The sequence below is a fragment of the Haloferax marisrubri genome (genome assembly GCF_001469875.2).
GTDB lineage: Archaea > Halobacteriota > Halobacteria > Halobacteriales > Haloferacaceae > Haloferax > Haloferax marisrubri.
In genome coordinates this window covers 130,069-149,461 of sequence record NZ_LOPW02000018.1, presented here as the reverse complement: position 1 = coordinate 149,461, position 19,393 = coordinate 130,069, and the positions used below count along the sequence as shown (strand labels likewise).

The 19,393-nt window shown below is 63.3% G+C and carries 15 protein-coding genes; 2 read left to right on the top strand and 13 right to left on the bottom strand.

The features are described from left to right. Positions 1-506 precede the first annotated feature (506 nt). From rhcB to AUR65_RS15575, 4 genes are all read right to left on the bottom strand, one after another. A complete protein-coding gene (gene rhcB, locus AUR65_RS15590; RefSeq protein ID WP_058567767.1) occupies positions 507-1,304 on the bottom strand; it encodes an L-rhamnose 1-dehydrogenase in 798 nt (265 codons plus the stop codon). A 51-nt stretch (positions 1,305-1,355) separates the two neighbouring features. Beyond that, complete coding sequence (gene rhcF, locus AUR65_RS15585) at positions 1,356-2,207, bottom strand: 2,4-diketo-3-deoxy-L-rhamnonate hydrolase (protein ID WP_058567766.1); 852 nt, start codon at positions 2,205-2,207, stop codon at positions 1,356-1,358. Between the two features lie 84 nt (positions 2,208-2,291). Continuing rightward, the gene (locus AUR65_RS15580; protein WP_058567765.1) at positions 2,292-3,050 is read right to left on the bottom strand and encodes an IclR family transcriptional regulator; all 759 of its coding nucleotides are present in this window, start codon (positions 3,048-3,050) and stop codon (positions 2,292-2,294) included. A gap of 377 nt (positions 3,051-3,427) precedes the next feature. Further along, positions 3,428-6,706: a family 78 glycoside hydrolase catalytic domain gene (locus AUR65_RS15575; protein ID WP_058567764.1), complete on the bottom strand. Its 3,279-nt coding sequence runs from the start codon at positions 6,704-6,706 to the stop codon at positions 3,428-3,430. 137 nt (positions 6,707-6,843) lie between these two features. Between AUR65_RS15575 and AUR65_RS15570 the strand changes: the two genes are divergently transcribed. Continuing rightward, positions 6,844-8,007 carry an ABC transporter ATP-binding protein gene (locus AUR65_RS15570; RefSeq protein ID WP_058567763.1) on the top strand — a complete coding sequence of 388 codons (1,164 nt, stop codon included), beginning with the start codon at positions 6,844-6,846 and terminating at the stop codon, positions 8,005-8,007. 355 nt (positions 8,008-8,362) lie between these two features. Here the strand turns inward: AUR65_RS15570 and AUR65_RS15565 are convergent, their stop codons facing one another. The 8 genes from AUR65_RS15565 to rhcC all read right to left on the bottom strand — a co-directional run bounded on the left by AUR65_RS15565 (position 8,363) and on the right by rhcC (position 17,335). Further along, positions 8,363-9,244: a carbohydrate ABC transporter permease gene (locus tag AUR65_RS15565; RefSeq protein ID WP_058567762.1), complete on the bottom strand. Its 882-nt coding sequence runs from the start codon at positions 9,242-9,244 to the stop codon at positions 8,363-8,365. Positions 9,245-9,287: 43 nt separating this feature from the next. Continuing rightward, positions 9,288-10,256 (bottom strand): carbohydrate ABC transporter permease, encoded by a 969-nt coding sequence (locus AUR65_RS15560; RefSeq protein WP_084816473.1) that lies wholly within the window; start codon positions 10,254-10,256, stop codon positions 9,288-9,290. 57 nt (positions 10,257-10,313) lie between these two features. Continuing rightward, a complete protein-coding gene (locus AUR65_RS15555) occupies positions 10,314-11,969 on the bottom strand; it encodes an ABC transporter substrate-binding protein (protein WP_084816472.1) in 1,656 nt (551 codons plus the stop codon). 116 nt (positions 11,970-12,085) lie between these two features. Then, a complete protein-coding gene (locus tag AUR65_RS15550) occupies positions 12,086-12,574 on the bottom strand; it encodes a hypothetical protein (RefSeq protein WP_146047428.1) in 489 nt (162 codons plus the stop codon). Between the two features lie 249 nt (positions 12,575-12,823). Continuing rightward, entirely contained in the window at positions 12,824-13,852 is a 1,029-nt protein-coding gene (locus AUR65_RS15545; protein ID WP_004972027.1) for a TIGR03560 family F420-dependent LLM class oxidoreductase, read from the bottom strand. Positions 13,853-13,854: 2 nt separating this feature from the next. Next, positions 13,855-15,060 carry an L-rhamnonate dehydratase gene (gene rhcD, locus AUR65_RS15540; protein ID WP_058567758.1) on the bottom strand — a complete coding sequence of 402 codons (1,206 nt, stop codon included), beginning with the start codon at positions 15,058-15,060 and terminating at the stop codon, positions 13,855-13,857. Between the two features lie 187 nt (positions 15,061-15,247). After that, a complete protein-coding gene (gene rhcE, locus AUR65_RS15535) occupies positions 15,248-16,282 on the bottom strand; it encodes a 2-keto-3-deoxy-L-rhamnonate dehydrogenase (protein ID WP_004972030.1) in 1,035 nt (344 codons plus the stop codon). A 183-nt stretch (positions 16,283-16,465) separates the two neighbouring features. After that, on the bottom strand, positions 16,466-17,335 hold the full coding sequence (gene rhcC, locus AUR65_RS15530) for an L-rhamnono-1,4-lactonase (protein ID WP_050460082.1): 870 nt from the start codon (positions 17,333-17,335) through the stop codon (positions 16,466-16,468). A gap of 79 nt (positions 17,336-17,414) precedes the next feature. Between rhcC and AUR65_RS15525 the strand changes: the two genes are divergently transcribed. Next, positions 17,415-17,717, top strand: coding sequence for an L-rhamnose mutarotase (locus AUR65_RS15525; RefSeq protein WP_004972034.1), 303 nt, complete (start codon positions 17,415-17,417; stop codon positions 17,715-17,717). A 541-nt stretch (positions 17,718-18,258) separates the two neighbouring features. Here the strand turns inward: AUR65_RS15525 and AUR65_RS15520 are convergent. Further along, a complete protein-coding gene (locus tag AUR65_RS15520; protein WP_058567757.1) occupies positions 18,259-19,356 on the bottom strand; it encodes a Gfo/Idh/MocA family protein in 1,098 nt (365 codons plus the stop codon). Positions 19,357-19,393 lie beyond the last annotated feature (37 nt).

Below are 19,393 nucleotides of genomic sequence, written 5' to 3'. Positions count from 1 at the left end.
CAGGCGTACTCGGTGGGGGCTACCGCGCGTACAGTATGACTGATGTACTGATGGTTATCGTGCTGGTCGCACGGGATGCTGATCACACATGGGTCAGATTGCTCCGACCATATGCTATTATGCAACATACTAATATGTAAATTGTGTCTGTGACTAATATTGCCCCACCGAGAAATCCGGTGCTCAAAGCCACGAGTCCGCCGCTGAGTCCCGGAGACGAATCAAGTGTGTCGCAGGCAGCGACGACATACCACCAAGTGCGGCGGCGCGAGTCGATACGGGTGTCTCCGAGCCAGTTGGTTTCGCATCCTCGTGGTGGTCGCGTGCGCCGCGACGGTCACGCCGCGGTTTCAGTTCGCCCGGTTATCGATATTCTACACAATCAATATCCGACGATGCCGGACTGCGAGCGAGTGCTGTAGCAGAAACCGCGAGATGTAGATAGAGACGTTGAAAGCGCTGGTCTCGGACGCTTCGGACAGTTCCCGAAGCAGTCGAGACGAAGGCTAGTGTTTGAGGTAGCCGCCGTCGACGGCGATGGACTCGCCGGTTATCCAGTCACCCTCCTCGGAGAGGAGCAGGACCGCGACGTGGCCGACTTCCTCGGGCTGGCCGATTCGGTCGAGGATGTGTACGTCGAGCGTCTCCGCGAGGATTTCGTCCGGCGACTTCCCCGACTGTTCGGCGTGCTCGTCGAGCCACGCCTCGACCATCGGCGTCTCGACGGTGCCGGGCTTGAGCGCGTTGACGGTGATGCCGTGGTCGCTCAGTTCCTTCGCCAGCACGGTCGTGAAGGCGAGCACGGCCGCCTTCGACGCGCCGTACGCGCCCTGACCGGCGAACGGTCGCTCCGCGCCGACCGACGAGATGTTGACGATACTGCCCTCGATTTCGCGGTCGACCATCCGGGCGGCGACGGCCTTGGAGACGAGGAACGTCCCCTTGGCGTTCACTTCGAAGTGGAGGTCCCAGTCGTCTTCGGTCGTTTCGAGAAGCGGGATGGCCTGCTGGACGCCCGCGTTGTTCACGAGGCCGTGGATGTCGCCGAGCGACTCGACCGCGGCGTCGACGGCGGTTTCGACGCCCGTGGCGTCCGTCACGTCGACCTCGTACACCTCGGCCTCGCCGCCCTCCTCGCGGACGAGTTCGGCCGTCTCCGCGGCCACCTCGGGCTTCGTGTCGAAAATCGATACGTCGGCTCCCGCGCGGGCGCAGCGGACCGCGATGCCGCGGCCGATGCCGCGCGCGCCGCCGGTGACGACGATATGCCTGTCTCTCAATCGGGTGTCTGTGTGCGTGCTCATAGTCGGTAGTACCGGGATATCGTATAAATAATTGCGCTGTACGGCGGCCGGTTACTCGTCGCGCTCGGCGACGACCGGGTTGGTGAGCGTGCCGATGCCCTCGATTTCCACGTCGACGCTGTCGCCCGGCGCGAGCAGTTCCGGCGGGTCGCGGAAGATGCCGACGCCGCCGGGCGTGCCGGTGGAGATGACGTCGCCGGGTCGGAGCGTGGTGATGTTGCTGATATACTCGACGACCTCGTCGACGCCGAAGATGAACTCGGAGGTGTTGGACTCCTGTTTCGTCTCGCCGTTGACGCGGCAGGCGACGTCGAGGTTGTGCGGGTCGAGGTCTGCCTCGGGGACGAACGTCGGCCCCATCGGGGCGAACGTGTCGTAGCTCTTGCCGCGGAAGAACTGGCCGTCGTCGAACTGGGCGTCGCGGCCGCTCACGTCGTTGATGGCGGTGTAGCCCGCGACGTAGTCGAAGGCGTCCTCGGCGTCCACGTTCTTGGCCGTCTGGCCGATGACGACGCCGAGTTCGACCTCGTAGTCGACCTCGTCGATGGCCGCCGGGTGAACGATGGGGTCGCCGGGGTTCGTGACGGACGTGCCGGCCTTACCGAACAGGAGCGGACGTTCGGGAACCTCTTCGTCCTGTTCTTCGGCGTGGTCGTGATAGTTGAGCCCGACGCAGACGATTTTGCCGGGGCGCGGGACGGGCGCGAGGAGCTTCACGTCCTCGACGGGGACCGACTGGTCCTCGGCGGCGTCCGCGGCGTCCTCGACGACGGTGAGGAAGCCGGGGCTGTTCAGGTTCTGGACCGTAACGTCTTCGCGGAGGCCGGAAAGCGGGACGATCTCGCCGTCGCGATGGGCACCCCACTCCGGGGCGCCGCCTGCGGTGTATCGAACGAGTTGCATCGTTACACGATGCCACACCGTGATACCTAACTGTTGCGCTCTACGCAGCATTGCGACGGCGGGGATAGGTCCGCGGCCCGCCGACTACGAGTACGTCAGGTTCACCTCGATGACGTTCGCGCTCTTGAGAATCTGGTTCGGCAGTTCCTCGGTGAACCGCTCCTCGCGCATCCGGCTTTTCGGCCCCGAGACGCTCACGGCGGCGATGGCGTAGTCGTCCTCGTTGAGTATCGGCGCGGCCACACAGCGCATGCCCTTGACGCGCTCTTCGTCGTCGTACGAGTAGCCGCGCTCGCGGACCTCCTCCAATACGTCGAACAGCTCCTCGCGGTCCGTGATGGAGCGGTCCGTCACCGCCTCTAACCCGTGGCGGTCGAGGATTCGCTCGACTTCCTCTCGCGGCCGGTTCGCCATGATAGACTTTCCGAGGGCCGTCGTCTGCAGAGGAACACGCATCCCCGAATGGGTGTCCAGCCGGACGGCGTCGGGCCCCCGAGACCGGTACAGGAAGACGCCGACGCCGTGTTCCTCTATCATCAGGTTCGCGTGCTCGCCGGTCACCTGCGCGAGCTCGTTTATCTCGGGACGGGCGATTTTGAACACCTTCTGGCGGGACCGCGCGTGAGCGCCCAACTGGAGGAACCGCGTGCTGACGTAGTACGTGTCGCCCTCCTTGACGAGGTACTCCTGTTGCTCCAGCGTCCGCAGGTGGTCGTGAATCGTGCTGGTCGGCTTATCGAGCCGCTTGGCTACCTCCGAGACGCCCGCCCCGTCGAGTTCCCGCAGGAGGTCGACGAGTTCGAGCGAGATTTTGACCGCGTTGACCGGAACGTCCTTCGCCATAGTTGGTTATGAATCCTCATCCCTCAAATGTCTTTCCGCTATGGCCGGAAGTCGATGGTCGCGAAACGGGCGCGCCCGACGAACCAGATTCGAATCCACGCGTCGGCCGGTGTGAGCATGCAGAAACCAGTACCACGAGCGACGACAACCGTTTTCGAGTCAAAATCGATCACCGGTCCTAGGCTATGGTTCCCTGCAATCGTCATCGAGAGCACTGGACTCAAAGATAGAAGGAAACCGCATCAAGAAGTGAACCCCTTCGGTCGCGACTCACCCCGTAGACGGACGCACGAACCACATCCGTCAGCGGTTGGAACCAGGTCCGCCTCCCGGGAGAATCCGAGAGATACGAAAGAAAAGCGCCAGGTGCGAGCAGGCTATTCGCTGACCGAGAACGAGTAGCCGCCAGCGCCCACCTCGAAGACGAGTTCGTCACCGTCGCGTTCGACGCTTCGGATGCCATCCGGTGCGCGCTGTGCGACGTCTTCACCGGACTCCGTCACCGTCGCGTCCGCTGCGGCCGGGAGCCGAACCGTCGCGCTTCCGTTCCACGGAATCGTCACAGCGAGCGCGTATCCCGGACCGTCGTCGGCTCGTTCCCACTCGACGGAGAGCTCGCCGGTGCCCGTCTCGACGCTCGCGGACACCCAATCGAGATCGTCGACGAGCGCGGGTTCGATTGTCACGTGCTCCGAGACGGGCGTCTCTTCGATTCGAATGCCTGCGAGGACCTCGTAGAAGAACTCGGAGACGTGCGTAAACGGAGAGTGGTTCAGCGAGTTCATGCCGGAGCCGACGCTCTCATCGGAGTTCCAGCGCTCCCACATCGTCGTCGCGCCCTTCCGCGCCATGTACACCCAGCCGGGCTGTTCCGGTTGGCTCACGACCTCGTAGGCGAGGTCCGCGTAGCCGTGGTGCGCGAGGGTGTGAATCATGGGACGCGTCCCGAGGAACCCAGTCTTGAGCTTTCCACCGTCCGCTCGAACCTTCTCGGCGAGGTTGGCCGCGACCGTCTCGACCGACTCCTCGGGAATCATCCCGAGGAACAGCGGAACGGCGTACGAAGACTGTGTCCCCGGCCCGTAGACGCCGGTGTCCGCGTCGAAGAACCGGTCGTTGAATCGGTCGGCGATTTGGTCGGCTCGGTCTCGGTACCGAGTCGCGTCACCGTCGACGCCGATAGTCTCGGCTATCTTCGCGAAGGTGTCGGTCGTCTGGTAGAGGAACGCCGTGTTGTACAGGTCGTGCGGGAGGCCGCGCCTGCCGTCGGTGTTTTCGAACGCGAGCCAGTCGCCGAACTTCCCGTAGTCGTCGGGGACGATTCCGTCTTCGGTCACGCCGTACCAGTAATCGACGTAGTCGCGCATCCCTTCGTACTGCTCGCGGAGGATGCCCTCGTCGCCGTCGTGGAGGTACAGATACCACGGAATCATCACGCGGGTAATCGACCACGTCGGGTCCGCGGGGTCCTCTTGGTCCTTGTTCGGAATGACGTCCGGGACGTATCCCATGGGAGACGCCACGTCCTCGTGGTCGCGAATCCACTTCTCGTCGAACCGAACGGCGTCGAAGTTGAACAACAGCGACCGGGTCGAGATGTGGGCGTCACCGGTCCAGCCGAATCGCTCGTCGCGCTGCGGACAGTCCTCGGGAATCGAGTGCGTGTTCCCGCGGAGCCCCCACACGGAGTTGTGCTGGAGTTGGTTCAGGTCCTCGTTCGAGCAGGCGAACGAGCCCCGTCGGTCCATGGCCGTGTGGACGACTTTCGCCGTCACGTCTGCCGGGTCGAAGTCGCCGGGGTACCCGACGACCTGCGCGTATCGGAAGCCGTGGTACGTGAAGCGCGGTTCGTACGTCTCCGTGGCGTCCCCACGGGCGACGTAGACGTCAGTCGCGTCGGCGGTTCGGAGGTCAGTCGTGGAGAGGCTCCCGTCTTCGGTGAGGGCTTCGGCGTGGTGAAGCTCGATTTCGTCGCCGGCGTCGGGGTCGCGAACCGTGAGTTCCAACCAGCCGGTGAGGTTCTGTCCGAAGTCGAGAATGGGGCCCTCGGGGTGGTCGTGAACCGCCTCCACGTCCAGCGTGTCGACGACGCCCATCGGGTTGATTCGCTCCGGTCGGAGCGTCCCACCTGGGGGGCGAACCGCGGCGGCGCAGTCCCACTCGGAGTCGTCGAACCCAGGAGATTGCCAGCCCGACGGTTCCTGTCGTGCATCGTATCTCTCGCCGTTGTAAAGGTCGTTCTCTACGATCGGGCTCGATGACGCACGCCAGTTTTCGTCCGTCGCGAGCCGGCGTTGCGTACCGTCTTCGAGTTCGACGGAGAGTGTGATGCGACCTCTCGGCGACCCGTCGCTCAGCCAGTACGCGTGCGTCTTCGAGAACCACCCGCGGCCGAGCCACAGTCCGATGGCGTTCTTCCCCTCGGTGAGTTCGTCGGAGATGTCGTAACTCGAGTAGAGGACGCGGCGTTCGTAGTCCGTCCACGCGGGGTCGAGTTCGCGGTCGCCGATGCGGTCGCCGTTGACGTGGAGTTCACCGTAGCCGACGGCGGCGACGTGAATCTGCGCCGACTCGACGGGCGCGTCGAGAGCGAATTCGGTCCGCAAGAGTGGGGAGGACGACGCGGTTCGAGAGGTCGAGTGACCGTTGACGAGGTGGCTCCGACCCCACGTATCGGAGTCAGCAGACGATGACGCGTCGACGGGACACCCGCGAGCGAGGTCAGTCCCAGACGAGTCTCGAACCCCGAGGGCCGCGAGCGCGAAACACTGCCACGTCTCGACGCGCTGTGACTGTCGCTCTTTGACCTCGTCTCGGAAGATGGGTTCAGACGACGGGCCGACGGTACAGAGGTCCGTTGCCGTGACTCTGACGTACCGTCCCTCGACGTTCAGGCCGCCGTGCGAAGCCGTCGAGACGGTCTCGTTACCGGCGTTTCGGCCCGGTCCGTCGGTCACGACTTCAGTAGTGTCAGTAACGTCCGCCACGACCGTCGAGTCCTCGAAGTCGCGGTCGGCAGCGACCTCGATTCGATACGCGTCGGGGAAGCCGAAGGCCGCGAGGGGGTTCTCGCGCCACGATTGAGTGACGGCCGTGTCGTCCGGCATCCGAATGATATCGATCGGTTCCGCCGGGTGGAGTTCGATGGAGTCCACCGAGCGCTCCGAACCGAGGTCGACCTGAACCCACTCCTCGCCGTCCCAGTCGTCGTCTCGCCACTGGCTCCGCCACCCGTTCGAGTCCCCGCCGTCCGGTTGGTGACTGATCCACTCGCCGCGCCAGCTTTCGGGGTCGAGCGCGGTCGAAAACTGCGCTGCTCCGGCCCACTCGGTCTCTCCTGTGTCCGTCCAGAGCTTCACCGACCAGTAGTATGTGTCGTCGGGAGAGAGCCGAGGGCCCCGATAGCGGACGTTCGTCGACTGCGACGAATCGACCCGGCCGGAGTCCCACATCGTCCCGTTCCCGTCTTCCGCGTCGACGCGGTCGTGAGCGACGACGACGCGATACGCGTGCTGGCTCGCGCCCCTGCGGTCGGTTTCGACGCGCCAAGAGAACCGCGGCTGGCCGGTCGGGTCAACGTTGGCCGGGGACGGTTCGTACTCGACGCGAAGACGACTCGGAGGAGAGTGGAGTTCTCTCGCGGAACGTTCAGCCATGCCTACCGAGTTCGTTGGATTCGAATTAAGTCTTTGCACCGACACCACGCGCCGGTTTCTCGGGGTTCCGAAAATTAACTCGTATCATCGTAATAGGGAAAAGCATTAATGTCCATGGCAGACATACACAGGTATCCATGGGACAGCTTGCACTAGAGCATATCACGAAAGAGTTCGGTGAGGGTGAGAACCACGTTGTCGCCGTCGACGACCTCGATATCGAAATCGAAGACGGTGAATTCCTCATCCTCGTCGGACCATCGGGCTGCGGGAAGTCTACCACACTCCGCATGATCGCAGGGTTAGAACAGCCGACGAGCGGCGACATCGTCCTCGACGGTGCGCCGGTCACCCAGCGGAAACCGAAGGACCGGAACATGGCGATGGTGTTCCAGTCGTACGCGCTGTACCCACACATGACCGCTCGCGAGAACATGTCGTTCGGCCTCAAGATGACGACTGAGATGCCGGCCGACGAGATCGACGAGCGCGTCCGCAACGCGTCGGAGCTGATGGGCATCGAAGGCCTGCTCGAAAAGAAGCCGGGCGAGCTCTCCGGCGGCCAACAACAGCGCGTCGCCCTCGGCCGCGCCATCGTCCGGGACCCCGAAGTGTTCCTGATGGACGAGCCGCTTTCGAACCTCGACGCGAAGCTCCGGACGACGATGCGGACGGAGCTCCAAGACCTCCAGCAGGACCTCGACGTGACGACCATCTACGTCACGCACGACCAGACCGAGGCGATGACCATGGGAGACCGCATCGCCATTCTCAACGACGGCGAACTCCAGCAGATCGGTACGCCCGCCGAGTGTTACCAAGAGCCCGCAAACCAGTTCGTCGCCGGCTTCATCGGCTCACCCAGCATGAACTTCTTCGACGTCGCGCTGGGCGGCGGCGAACTCAGTACCGACGACTTCGCCGTGACACTTCCCGAGTCGATCGAGAGCGCGCTCGCAGGTCACAACTCGGAGTTCGTACTTGGAATCCGCCCCGAGGAAATCCTGAGCGGCGAAGAGGCAGTTGAGCATCCGGACTCGTTCAGCGTCGAGGTCAACGTCGTCGAACCGCTGGGCGACGTGACGTATCTCTACACCGAGTTCGGCGGTTCGGAAGTCACGATAAGCGTCGACCGCAACACCGAGATTAAACCCGGTGACCAAGTCACAATCGCGCTGCCCGCCGCGGAGATTCACGTCTTCGACAGGGAAACCGGGAACTCGATTGTCACCCGAGGGGAGCCCACCGATGAAGAGTACCCAGCAGAAGATCTGACGGCCTCCGAGACCACGGAAGCCTGAAACCGGACGCTAATTTTCAACGAAACGACGGAGTAACTCGCTTGTCTCTGGATTACTAGTCGTCTACCGCCCCGAGCCGGGGCGCACTACTTCTCGAAGTCAACTCGAAGTCTCCATAGAAGATAGAACCGCCGTGAACACAGTCGGGACGGTGCGGCCAGAAGCGAGCCACCGACTCAGTTGGCGGACAAGACACGCCTCGAACGTGCGGACGGAAGCGAATAGAGCAGACTGTCTCGGGCGGAGTCGGAGAGCGTCAAAAGGCGAGTCGCTCAGACGGATTCCGTCGCGACGATCTGGGAGCAAGAAGGCGTAACACCGCGAAAGAGTAGAAAGTCGAGCGGCTAGTCGGGTGTTACCCCTTGATGCCGCCGATGGTGAAGCCCCTGACGTAGTACTTCTGCATCGAGATGAACAGGATGACCATCGGGACGAGTGTAATCGCCGTGGCCGCCATCAGCGGTGCCCACAGCGTGCTCGTCCGACCCTGGAAGAACCCGAGTGCGACGGGAAGGTTGTACAGGGCGGAGTCCCGGGCCAAGACGAGCGGCCAGAGGAACGAGTTCCAGACGGTGATGAACGTGATGATGCCGAGCGTCACGAGCGCCGGTTTCATCATCGGGATGACGACGCGCCAGAACACGCCGAACCGGGAACAGCCGTCGATGAGGGCCGCGTCCTCGAGGTCGGATGGAAGAGTCTTGATGAACTGACGCATCAGGAAGACCCCGAAGCCGGTGAACGTGTGCGGCAGGATGACACCGATTCTGGTGTTTACCAGTCCGAACTGGTTGAACCACGTGTAGAGCGGGACGAACAGAATCATCGGCGAGATCATCAGCGTCGCGATGACAGCGAGGAAACTGATGTCTCTCCCGGCGAATTCGAGCCGCGCGAAGGCGTAGCCGGCGAGCGTGTCGACCACGAGCACGGTCAGCGTCGCGCCGACCGCGTAGATGAGCGAGTTGATGAAGAACCCGGAGAACGGCTGGTCCAGGAGCGCGGTCTGTCCGGCCCAGACGTCGATGTAGTTCTGCAGGCTCACCGCTTCAGGGATTAATTTCGGCGGAACGACCGGGTTCCAACCGTTACCCATGAGCGAGATGGAGACCATGATCAGGTACGGTCCCGCGGTGAGGAGCGCGATGACGATCAGGTACGCGTGCGCGCCCAGTCGCTCGAGGCGGCCCTGCGTCGTGTCCGGTTCTTCGAATATCGTGTCGTGCGTTCCGCTCATCAGTTACGCACCTCCGATGCGGACGCGTGAATGGCTGTGGTGTTCATTGGTAGTACTCCGCGTTGCTCTGCAGGGGTTTGTAGAGGACCAGCGCGATGAAGGCGGTGATGAGGAACATCCCGACTGCCACCGCGGACGCGTGGCCGAACTCGTTGTACCGGAACGCGAGTTCGTACACTAAGAACGACGGTACCATCGTCGAGTTCAGCGGGCCACCGCCGGTCATCACGAACACGGACGCGAATCCGACTTTGGTGACTTCTATCAGCTGAATCACGACGAGGAACAGCGTCGTCGGCTTCATCAGCGGCCAGATGATGTACCGTACCTTCTGGTACTTGTTCGCGCCGTCCATCGATGCGGACTCCATAACTGACGAGGGAAGCCCCGAAAGCGCGGCCATGTAGATGAGCATCGAGAGCCCGAACGACCATATCTGGGACATGATGACAGACGGGAGCGCGTACGTCACGTTAGTCAGGAACGGGATGTACTGGCTAATCGCACCCAGTTCGAGGAGAATCGCGTTGGCTATCCCACCCTCGTTGGAGAACAGCATGAGCCGCCAGACGATCGCCCAGATAACCGGTGGCCCCGCGACGGGGACGATGAAGGCGATCCGGTAGAGGTTGCTGCCTTTCAGTTTCTCTCTGAGCAGTAGCGCCGCGGTGAACGAGAAGAAGATGTTCGTCGGTATCTTCACCGCGCTCATGATGAGCACGTTCTTCACCGACGTCCACCAGACCGGATAGTTCACCAGCCACTGGTAGTTCTCGAGTCCGACGAACTCGCCGGGTAAGTTCAGGAGCGTCGATTCGGTGAAGCTCAGGTAGATACCGAACGCCATCGGGAAGCCGATAACGAACAGTAGGATAGCGAGCTTCGGGAGTACGAAGAGCCATCCCTCGATGGACTCCTGCTGACTGAGGCTGAGAGAATCGAGGCTAAACGACCTCGTGTCAGAGCGCTCAGAAGCGTAAATAGCCGATTCTGACTCGGAATCTGATGTCATGTGAGTACAGGATGTGGTTCGAATTAATTAAATTGTGAGCCTTATTTCACGGGGCGCTCAGATGGGACCCGCTTTCGGCTCAGGCTTGTTGTAACCGCGGCTCTCCTCGGCGAACTCGGTGTCATCAGCCTGCACGATGAGGTCGGCCCACTGACCCTCAGCCTGCGTGTACGCCTCCTTGGGGTTCGAATTGCCGTTCTGTGCGAGTCGCTGCAGCATCCCGCCCAGCGCTTCGCCGACTCGACCGCTGGCGATACCGGTCGGGACGTTGGTCACCGGTGCGCCGTCTTCGGTCGTCTTGATGTCGGGGTACCGGCTCTTGATGGCCTCGCGAACCGACTCGTACTCGGAGTACGCGGTGTCCGCGCGGTCCATAATGTCCTTTCCACCGGTTTCCTCGACGAAGTCGGAAACGCCCTCGCTGTTCATCAGCTCGTAGGCACCCTTGTTCGGAATCGCCTGCGAGGAGGTGTTGAACCACCGGTACTGGTTCCGCGCGTTGTTGCGGAATTTGATGAACTCGGCGGCCGCTTCGGGGTTGCCACCGACTTCCTCTTTGAACGCCGTCATGGTGACGAGCACGCCGAGGCCCGCGGAGTACACCGAGTAGTTCTCGTTGCCACCCTTGGTCGGGTAGGGGATGATCGTCCAGTTGAAGTCTGCTTCTTGGCCGAACTGGACGCGAGAGAACGTGGCGTGGTGCAGCAGGCCGATCTGGCCGCCCACGAACGGCTCCTGCGTTTCGAGGTAGTCGTACGAAAGCGGGTTGTTCGTCCAGCCGTTCGCGAGCGGCTTTCCGAACATCTCGTTCCACGCTTCGAGTTCGGGGTCGGACGCCATCGTCAGCGCGTAGCTGTCGTCCTCACGCCGGTAGCCGTTTCCGATGAGACTTCCTGCGGTGACGCCGATGGTGCCCGGGAAGTTACTCCACTCGGAGGACGTGGCGTCTTTGAGCCCGATACCGACTCCGCTGACGGTCGAACCGTTGGCTTCGACGCCGTGCATCGCTTCGACGGCTTCGAGGTACTCCTCGTAGCTCCACGAATCAGTGGGGACCTCACCCAGACCCGCGGCCTCCCACGCGTCGACGTTCAGGTACATGAGCCCGGGCTGAAGCCCGGAGACGAACGGAGCGCCCACGATGCCACCGAACTGCGCCCGCTGGTCGCTCAGTTCTTTCTCGTAGAAGTCACCGAGCCAGTCGTCGCTGACGTAGTCGTCGATGTAGACGTACGGTGCCTCTGATTCGATGGTGCTTCGGTCCTTCCCGGCGGTGTCGTAGTACTGCTCGGTGAAGGTCCAGGCGATGTCGGGCGCAGACTTGCTCCCGATGGCCGTCTTGACCTTCGTCTGGTGGTCTCCGAACGGGTTTTTCACCTGCTTGACTCGAATACCCTGTTCTGCGCCCGGGCCCTCGTTGAAGAGCTTTACAATCTCGTCTTCGCCGGCATTCGACGGTTCCGTCGAGTGCGGCCAGCGCCAGAGTTCGATCGTGGTGACGTCGTCCGAGTCACCGGTGGTCGTGCCCTCGCCGCCGGAGTCACTACCGCCTCCGTCGTTGCTGCCGCCGCCCCCAGCACACCCAGCGAGTCCCGCGATGCCAGCAGCGCCTGCAGCTTTAATCCAGTTACGACGAGTCAGTCGCTTCCTACCGCCTGAACGGGAACTGCCTGCACCGCTGTCACCGCCCCCATTGCTGTTACTGTGTGACATAGTATAGGCTAATGTGATGGCCGCATATAAAATTATCTAAAATGTAGTAACGATTTCTTCGTGGTCACTAACAGGATCAGTCCCCGCTGTGCGACCCGCGGTACCGCGGAGTCCGTTCACTCCTCCATCGCGCGGGTGATAATCGCCGTCCCGATGAGTTGAACGAATCCCGGGAGGAGGAGGACCGGCGCGACGAAAAGCGGTATCGAGAGCAGCGTCCAGCCGACCGTCTGGACGAGGAGCCAACCAGCCGACACCGGCCGCTCCAAGATGAGCCGTCCGCCGCCGACAAAGGTGTCTCTCACGTCGACTGGCTGGTCCGAAGACGCCCACAGTGTGAGCGAGTACATGACGAGGACGTACCAGGCCAAGAGGAGATAGACGCCGAGCATCGCGACGCTCATCCCCGCGATACCGTCGAGCGGATTCGAGGCGAGGAGGAGCGCACCGAACGCGACGACGAACGTACCGAAGCCGATGACTGGAGCCATCCGCTTCCCGGCGCGAATTCCGCTCCAGAAGTAACCCGTACCCAAAGACACCTCGCGCTCGACGACGACGACGAACAGCCGTGCCCCGCCGACGGCGACAAATCCGAGTAGCATAGAGGATGTCCAGAGTCCGACGAGACCCCCCGCGACCCCGCCGAGCGCGACGCCGCTTACGAGCGGCACCATGGAAACAGTGGTGGCGATGCTCACGAGGAGGACCGCGAACGGATTGCGTACCAGCAACCGCGTGGCCCGCACCACCGTATCAGCGTATTTCATACACCTTCTCCACTACGCGTCACCAATACTTCTGTGGTTAGCTCCGGGACGCCGCGGGAAAATAGTTGAACGCGGCCTGCGAGTTCAGCTGAACTGCGGGATGACTTCGTCCGCGAACAGTTCCATCCCGTCGGTGTCGGGGAAGTCGATGAACCAGCCTTGGAACTTCGTCACGCCCGCGTCGATGCGGCGCTCGATGGCCTCCGCGCACTCCTCGGGCGTTCCCATGATGAAGTACTCCCGAGCGTCTTCCTCGGTCACGATGGGCGCTTGGTCCTGATACTCCTCTTCGAACTGGATGGGCGTCATCAGGTCGAGCAGGCGGTCGAACTTCTCCTCGTCGCGCGTGCAGATGACGTGGCCGTCCCACGAGTACTCGATTTCGTCGGGGTCGCGGCCGACGGTCTCGCAGTGGTCTTCGATGACGCCGATTTTGTGTTCGAGCGTCTCCACGTCGCCGTTGAACACGTCGGTGTTCCACACGTCGGCGTGCTTGGCGACGAGTTTGAGCGTGACCTCCTCGCCCTGCCCGCCGACGAGGATGGGCGGGTGGGGGTCCTGTACGGGCCCGGGGACGCAGTAAGCGTCCTCTATCTGGTAGTGCTTCCCGTCGAAGCTCGCGCCGTCGGTCCCGGCGGCCCACATGCGCTTCATGAGGCGGATGGACTCGTCGAGCCGCATCAGGCGCTCGAAGCCGTCGCGGTACTCCCAGCCGTAGGCGTCGTACTCCGGTTCGTGCCAGCCCGCGCCGAGGCCGAGTTCCAGCCGCCCGTCGGAAATCACGTCGAGCGTGGCCGCCATCTTGGCGACGAGCGCCGGGTTGCGGTAGTCGTTACAGAGGACGAGCGAGCCGAGGTTGATGTCCTCGGTGAAACCGGCGATGGCCGACAGCAGCGTCCAGCACTCGTACTCGGCGTGGTCGCGGCCCAACAGCAGGTGGTCGGGTGCCCACACCGCGTCGAAGCCGAGTTCCTCCGCCTTCTGGACGCCCATCTTGGTCGTCTCCCAGTCGAGCGCCTCGTACTCCGGGGTGTCGCGGTGCGTCGGCTCGGTCCCCTCGTCGGGCGCGCCGGCGAAGACGGGGACGTTGTACTCGAAGCTGATGTCAGACATCGTTACTCGATGGCGAAGTGTTCGAGCGCCTCGCGGTTCAGTTGGGTGCTGACACCGGGTTCGTCAGGGAGCGGAATCGACCCGTTTTCGGGCGACGGCGGGTTCTGGAAGATGGCGTCGGCGTAGGTCGACTCGCGTTTCTCCTGGCGCTCCTCGAACCACTCGGGGGTCGGGAAGTACTCCGCCATCGGCATGTTCGTGTGCCCGGCGATGGCGTGAAGCGTCGGGTTCGTGCCGGCGTGCGGGATGACTGGCACGTCGTGGACTTCGGCCATGTCGGCGACTTTCTGCAGCTCCGTGATGCCGCCGACGCGACCCACGTCGGGCTGGAGGATGTCGACCGCGCCCTCCTCGAGGAGGTCCTCGTGGCCCCAGCGGGTGAACTCGTGTTCGCCGCCCGAAATCGGCATCGGCGCGGCCTCGCGGACCTCGGCGTAGCCGGAGATGTCGTCGGCGATGACCGGCTCCTCGACCCACGCCATGTCGTACTTGCCGAGGCGCTGGGTCATCTCCTTGGCGTACTTGACCGACCAGCCCATGTAGGCGTCGCCCGCGATTTCGATTTCGTCGCCGACGGCGTCGCGGACCGTCGCGACGATTTCCTCGTTCTTCTTCATGCCCGCGCGGCCGTCCTCGGGGCCGTGGAGGAAGCGGAGCTTCATCGCGTCGAAGCCCTCCTCGACGTACTGGATGGCCTCGCGCTCGAGTGTCTCCATGTCGACGGGGTGGAGGTTCGACGCGTAGGCGGGAATCTCGTCTTTGGTGGGGCCGCCGAGCAGTTCGTACACCGGCTTGCCGGCGTCCTTCCCGGCGATGTCCCACAGCGCCTGGTCGACCGCGCTGATGGCCATGACGGCGACGCCCTTTCGGCCGAACGGGAGCGTGGCGCGGTACATCTGTTCCCAGAGCAGTTCGCGCTGCATCGGGTCCTCGCCGACGACGATTTTCGAGAGCGTCTCCTCGACGACGGTGGCGATGGCACCGGTTCCCCAGTTGCCGACGCCGACGCCGGTGATGCCCGCGTCCGTCTCGACCTCGACGACCACGTCGCCCACGGGGCCCATCCACTTGCGGCGGGCCTGCGGGTTCTCGCCGTCGACGTTACGGTACTCGTCGTACTTCGACATGATGGTGACGAGCGGGAATTCGATGAACTCGCCCCACGACTCGTTACTGATTTTCGTCGCTGAGATGTCTGTAATCTCCATGATTTGTTTGGTACGACCTCACATCCAATCGGCACGGGTAAAATAGTTTCTGTCGTTGGGCGACCTGTGGCCCGGAGAGGTCGCTGGTTCGTCGGTCGGTCGGCCCGCCGTCAGTCGGTCGGTGAGACCCGAATCGGTCGGTGACGCGGCGGCGCCGCCTCGGTGGGGTGCCTGTTGTCGTGTCGCTTCAGCCGTCGAACTGGAAGACCGGCTTGCAGGTCTCCGAGTCGAGGAACGCCTCGAACGCCTCGGCCGGGTCGTCGACGCTGTAGGAGGTGTCGAGAATCTTGTCGACCGCGATTTCGCCGCGCTCCATCAGGCGAAGCGCCTGCTCGAAGTTGGTCCACGTCGAGCCGTAGGAGGTGTTGATGTCGACTTCGCCGCGGACGGTCGACGTGAGGCTGAGCTCGCTCGGGGAGTTCGGGATGCCGACGACGACGATTTGGCCGCCCTTGCGGACCACGTCGTTCCCGGAGACGACGCCGCTGTGGTGGCCCGTCGCGTCGAAGACCACGTCGAAACCGATGCCGTCGGTCTGGCTCTCGACCCGCTCGTCGAGGCCGTCTTCCTCCTGGAGGTTCACCGTGTCGATGCCGAGGTCTTCGAGCAGCGGGAGGCGATACGCCGCGTCCTGTCCGAGCCCGGAGACGACGACGTTCGCGCCGAGGGAGTCGGCGACGGCGGCGACGAGCATGCCGATGGGGCCCGGCCCCTCAACGAGGACGTTGTCGCCGGGGGTCGTCACCGACTGGTCGAGGACCGCGCGCGTGGCGATGCTCGTCGGCTCGGTGATGGCGGCGTGCCGGAGGGGAACGCCCTCGGGCACCGCGTGGACGTGCTCGGGCGCGACGGTGACGTACTCCGTGTACGCGCCGTCGCGGTGCATGCCCGTGATGGAGAAGTTCTGGCAGACGTTCGGCTGGCCGTTCTGACACTGGAAGCAGTGACCGCAGTCGTGAATCGGCTCCTCGACGACCTTGTCGCCGACCTCGAACGTCTCGACGTTCCCGCCGACCTCGGCGACCGTCCCGGAGTACTCGTGGCCCATGATACGCGGGATGGGAATCCACTCGTAGCCGCCGTCGTACTTGTAGGCGTGGGCGTCGCTGCCGCAGAGGCCCGCCGTGTGGACCTTGATGAGCAGTTCGTCTGCACTGGGGGTGGGGACCTCTCGCTCCTGTGTCTCTACCGAGCGCGGCCCGGTCTGAATAATGGCTTTCATAGTTGCGAATAACCGTGTGGGTTCGTCTCGTTTACACCATGTGAACACACCGATTAATATGTTTGGGTGCGGGCGGAGAATTTCGGTGATAGCGCGGCTGAAGCCGCGGCTACACGGGGCGAGCTGTCGGCTATATCCGGCGACACGCCCCGCGTCCGCCAGCACGAACCATAAGACGGCGGCTCACCCGAGGTCGACGTGCCGCCGGAACGACTTCCCGGTCAGCCACGACCGGTCGGCCTCCGACAGCGAGTCGACCTGCTTGAGCCAGTTACACGCCTCGGCGTAGCTGGCGACGTCGCTGACGTTGGGGTAGTCCGAGCCCCAGACGACCCGCTCGCGCCCGAAGGTGTCGAGGAGCCACCGGACGTGGTCGTGCATGTCGACGTAGGGGAACGCCGAGTCCGACATGTGGACGATTTCCGAGACCTTCACCGCGACCGAGTCGTGTTCCGCGAGGTCGGCGAACCGGCTGAACGTGCCCTCGTCGGTGGGCGTCTCGGGGCCGGCGTGAGCGAAGTGGTCGAACAGGTAGGTGAGTTCGGGATACGCCTCGACGAGGTCGAGCGCCTGGTCGAGTTGGCCGTGGTCGCAGAGAATCTGGACGGCGGCGTCGTGTTCGACCGCGGCCTCCCAGAAGGCGGTCTCCTCGATGCTCTCTCGGAGCCACGTCACGCTCGGGTCGAACGTCTCCCACATCCGGTCGTACGGGCAGGCAGCGCCGAGTCGGAAGCCGAGGACGCCGTCGGTCTCCATGCAGCGGTCGAGGCGCTCGACGGCGTCGTCGGCGAAGGGGTCGAGCATCACGATGCCGTGGAGTCGGTCGTACTCGGCGGCGACCCGTCGGGTGTACCAGTTGTCCGTCCAGTCGCAGATAGGGTAGCCCACGACGACCGCCTCGTCCACGCCGTTTCGGTCCATGTCGGCGAGCAGGCGCTCGGCGGTGTAGACGGTGTGCACGTCGAAGCTGTCCACGAGGTCCAAGATGGGGCCGTTGGTCCACGGATGCTCCGGGCTCGCGGCTCCCCACGCGTGGGTGTGGGTATCTATCATTACAGTCGATGACGGGCGACCCCGTACTAAATCTTACCCGCCGAAGAGCTAAGACGGGTGCCGTCGAATCGGGGGTCGTATGGCGCGAATCGCGTTCCACCTTGAGATAAAGGACGGCAAGCGAGAGGAGTACCGAACGAAACACGAGAACGTCCCCGAGGCGCTCGAATCCGCCTACCTGGACTCCGACGCCGGGCTACAGACCTACAGCGTCTTCGAGAAGGACGGCCACGTCTTCGGCTTCATGGAGGTCGACGACCCGGAGGCCATCCAAGAGGTGATGGACAACAGCGAGGCACAAGCCGACTGGGCGGAGCTCATGAGCGGCATCACCGTCGAGACCGACGACAGTTGGATGGACGAAGTCTATCGGATGATCTGACGCTCGAAGGGGACAGTTGTCCGGCCATGGCGGAGCGTCCGCCATCAGCGATGAATTTCTCACCGGGAACAGTACTGGACGAATTACCCCAAAGTCGCATTTACCGCGGAGTAGCGGCGCACAAATAGCCGTTTTCCGGGATAACCGTTCGCTCCGGTCCTTCCGGATACGTATCCGCCACTGGCGGAAAATCGGCGCGGCTCGAATCGACCGTGGAGCGTCATCCGCTAACCGAGTGGTACGACGGCTCGATGTACGCGATTGCCGTCCAAACGGGTTGTACGCCCCTAATCATTACTACCATAGAATTGTAATTTGGAATTGTTTCTACGCGGAGTGACGCGGATATATCCCGAAGCGCAGATTCGACCGGCCGGACGAGAAGACCAACGCGGGAGAGAGCAATTGAAAACGCGATACTGCACTATGTGGGCCTCTATCCGCAATATACGCCCAATTCAGTTCGAGAACCGGCGCCAAGAGACCATCCGGCCATACCGGAAGTCTTTCCGGCGTGAGCGACTGACCGACCGACCGCGCCTCACCACGACGTGATAGGCACCTCGCGGAGCGGCCCTGGAAGCGGGATATCGACCGTCGAATCGGTGTAGTGCGAGAGGTAGAACCCGACGATGATTTCGAGCGAGCGAGTCGCCGCGACGCCGGGCGAGTAGTTCTCCGCCTGTCCGTCGAGGAGGTCCTGCACGTGGGCCGCCGCGTTGGCGAACGACCCCTTGTAGTCCGATTCCCACGTCCACGCGCCCTCGATGCCGGGAAGCGGTCGCTCGACGTGTTCGCCGTCTTCGAGCGACCAGTAGCGCCACTCGCCGTCGTCGTTGTTCATGTATAGTTTGCCCTCGGTGCCGATGAAACTCAGCGTCATCGAGGAGACGTCGCGCGGAATCGTGCAGTCCACGGTGACGAACGTGCCGTCGTCCATGACGACGTGGCCGCCGCCGCCGGCGTCGACGACCGACTCAGTAGCGTCCAGCGCGTCGAGCGCCTCGTTCTCCCCGGTGATGTGACCGCTCACCCGCGACGCCCGCGCGTCGAGGAGGTAGACGAGCGTGTCGAGGACGTGCGTGGAGTTCCGCATGAGTTCCATCCGGTACTGCGCGCTCACGGACTTCACGTCGCCGAGAATGCCTTCCTCGCGGACGAGGTCGCGGAGTCGGCGAAGCTTGTCCGTAAACCGGAACGAGTGGTTGATGACGAGTTCCGTGTCGGTCTCGTCGCAGACGGCGACCATCTCCTCGGCGTCGCTGACGGACGACGCGATGGGTTTCTCGCACCAGATGACAGACGGGTCGGCCGCGGAGCGCGCGGCGTCGACGACGTGGTCGCGGTGGAGGAACGACGGGGTGCAGACCGACACGGCATCGAGGTCCTCGGCTTCGAGCATCGCCTCGTGGCCGACGTACCGGCGGTCGGCGGGGATGTCCCACGCTTCGCCGAAGGTGTCCAGTTTCGACTCGTCCACGTCGGCGACGGCGACGAGTTCGACGTCGTCGGTCGCGGCGTAGCCGCCCGCGTGGCTCGCGTCGATTTTCTCTCTGCCGATGGCCTCCTCGTCGTGCATGCCGAGGATACCCATCCCTGCGATGCCGCCCGTTCCGATGATGCCTGCTTGATAAGTCATAGTGTGTCCTATTGCTCGCGTTCGTTCGTCAATGTAC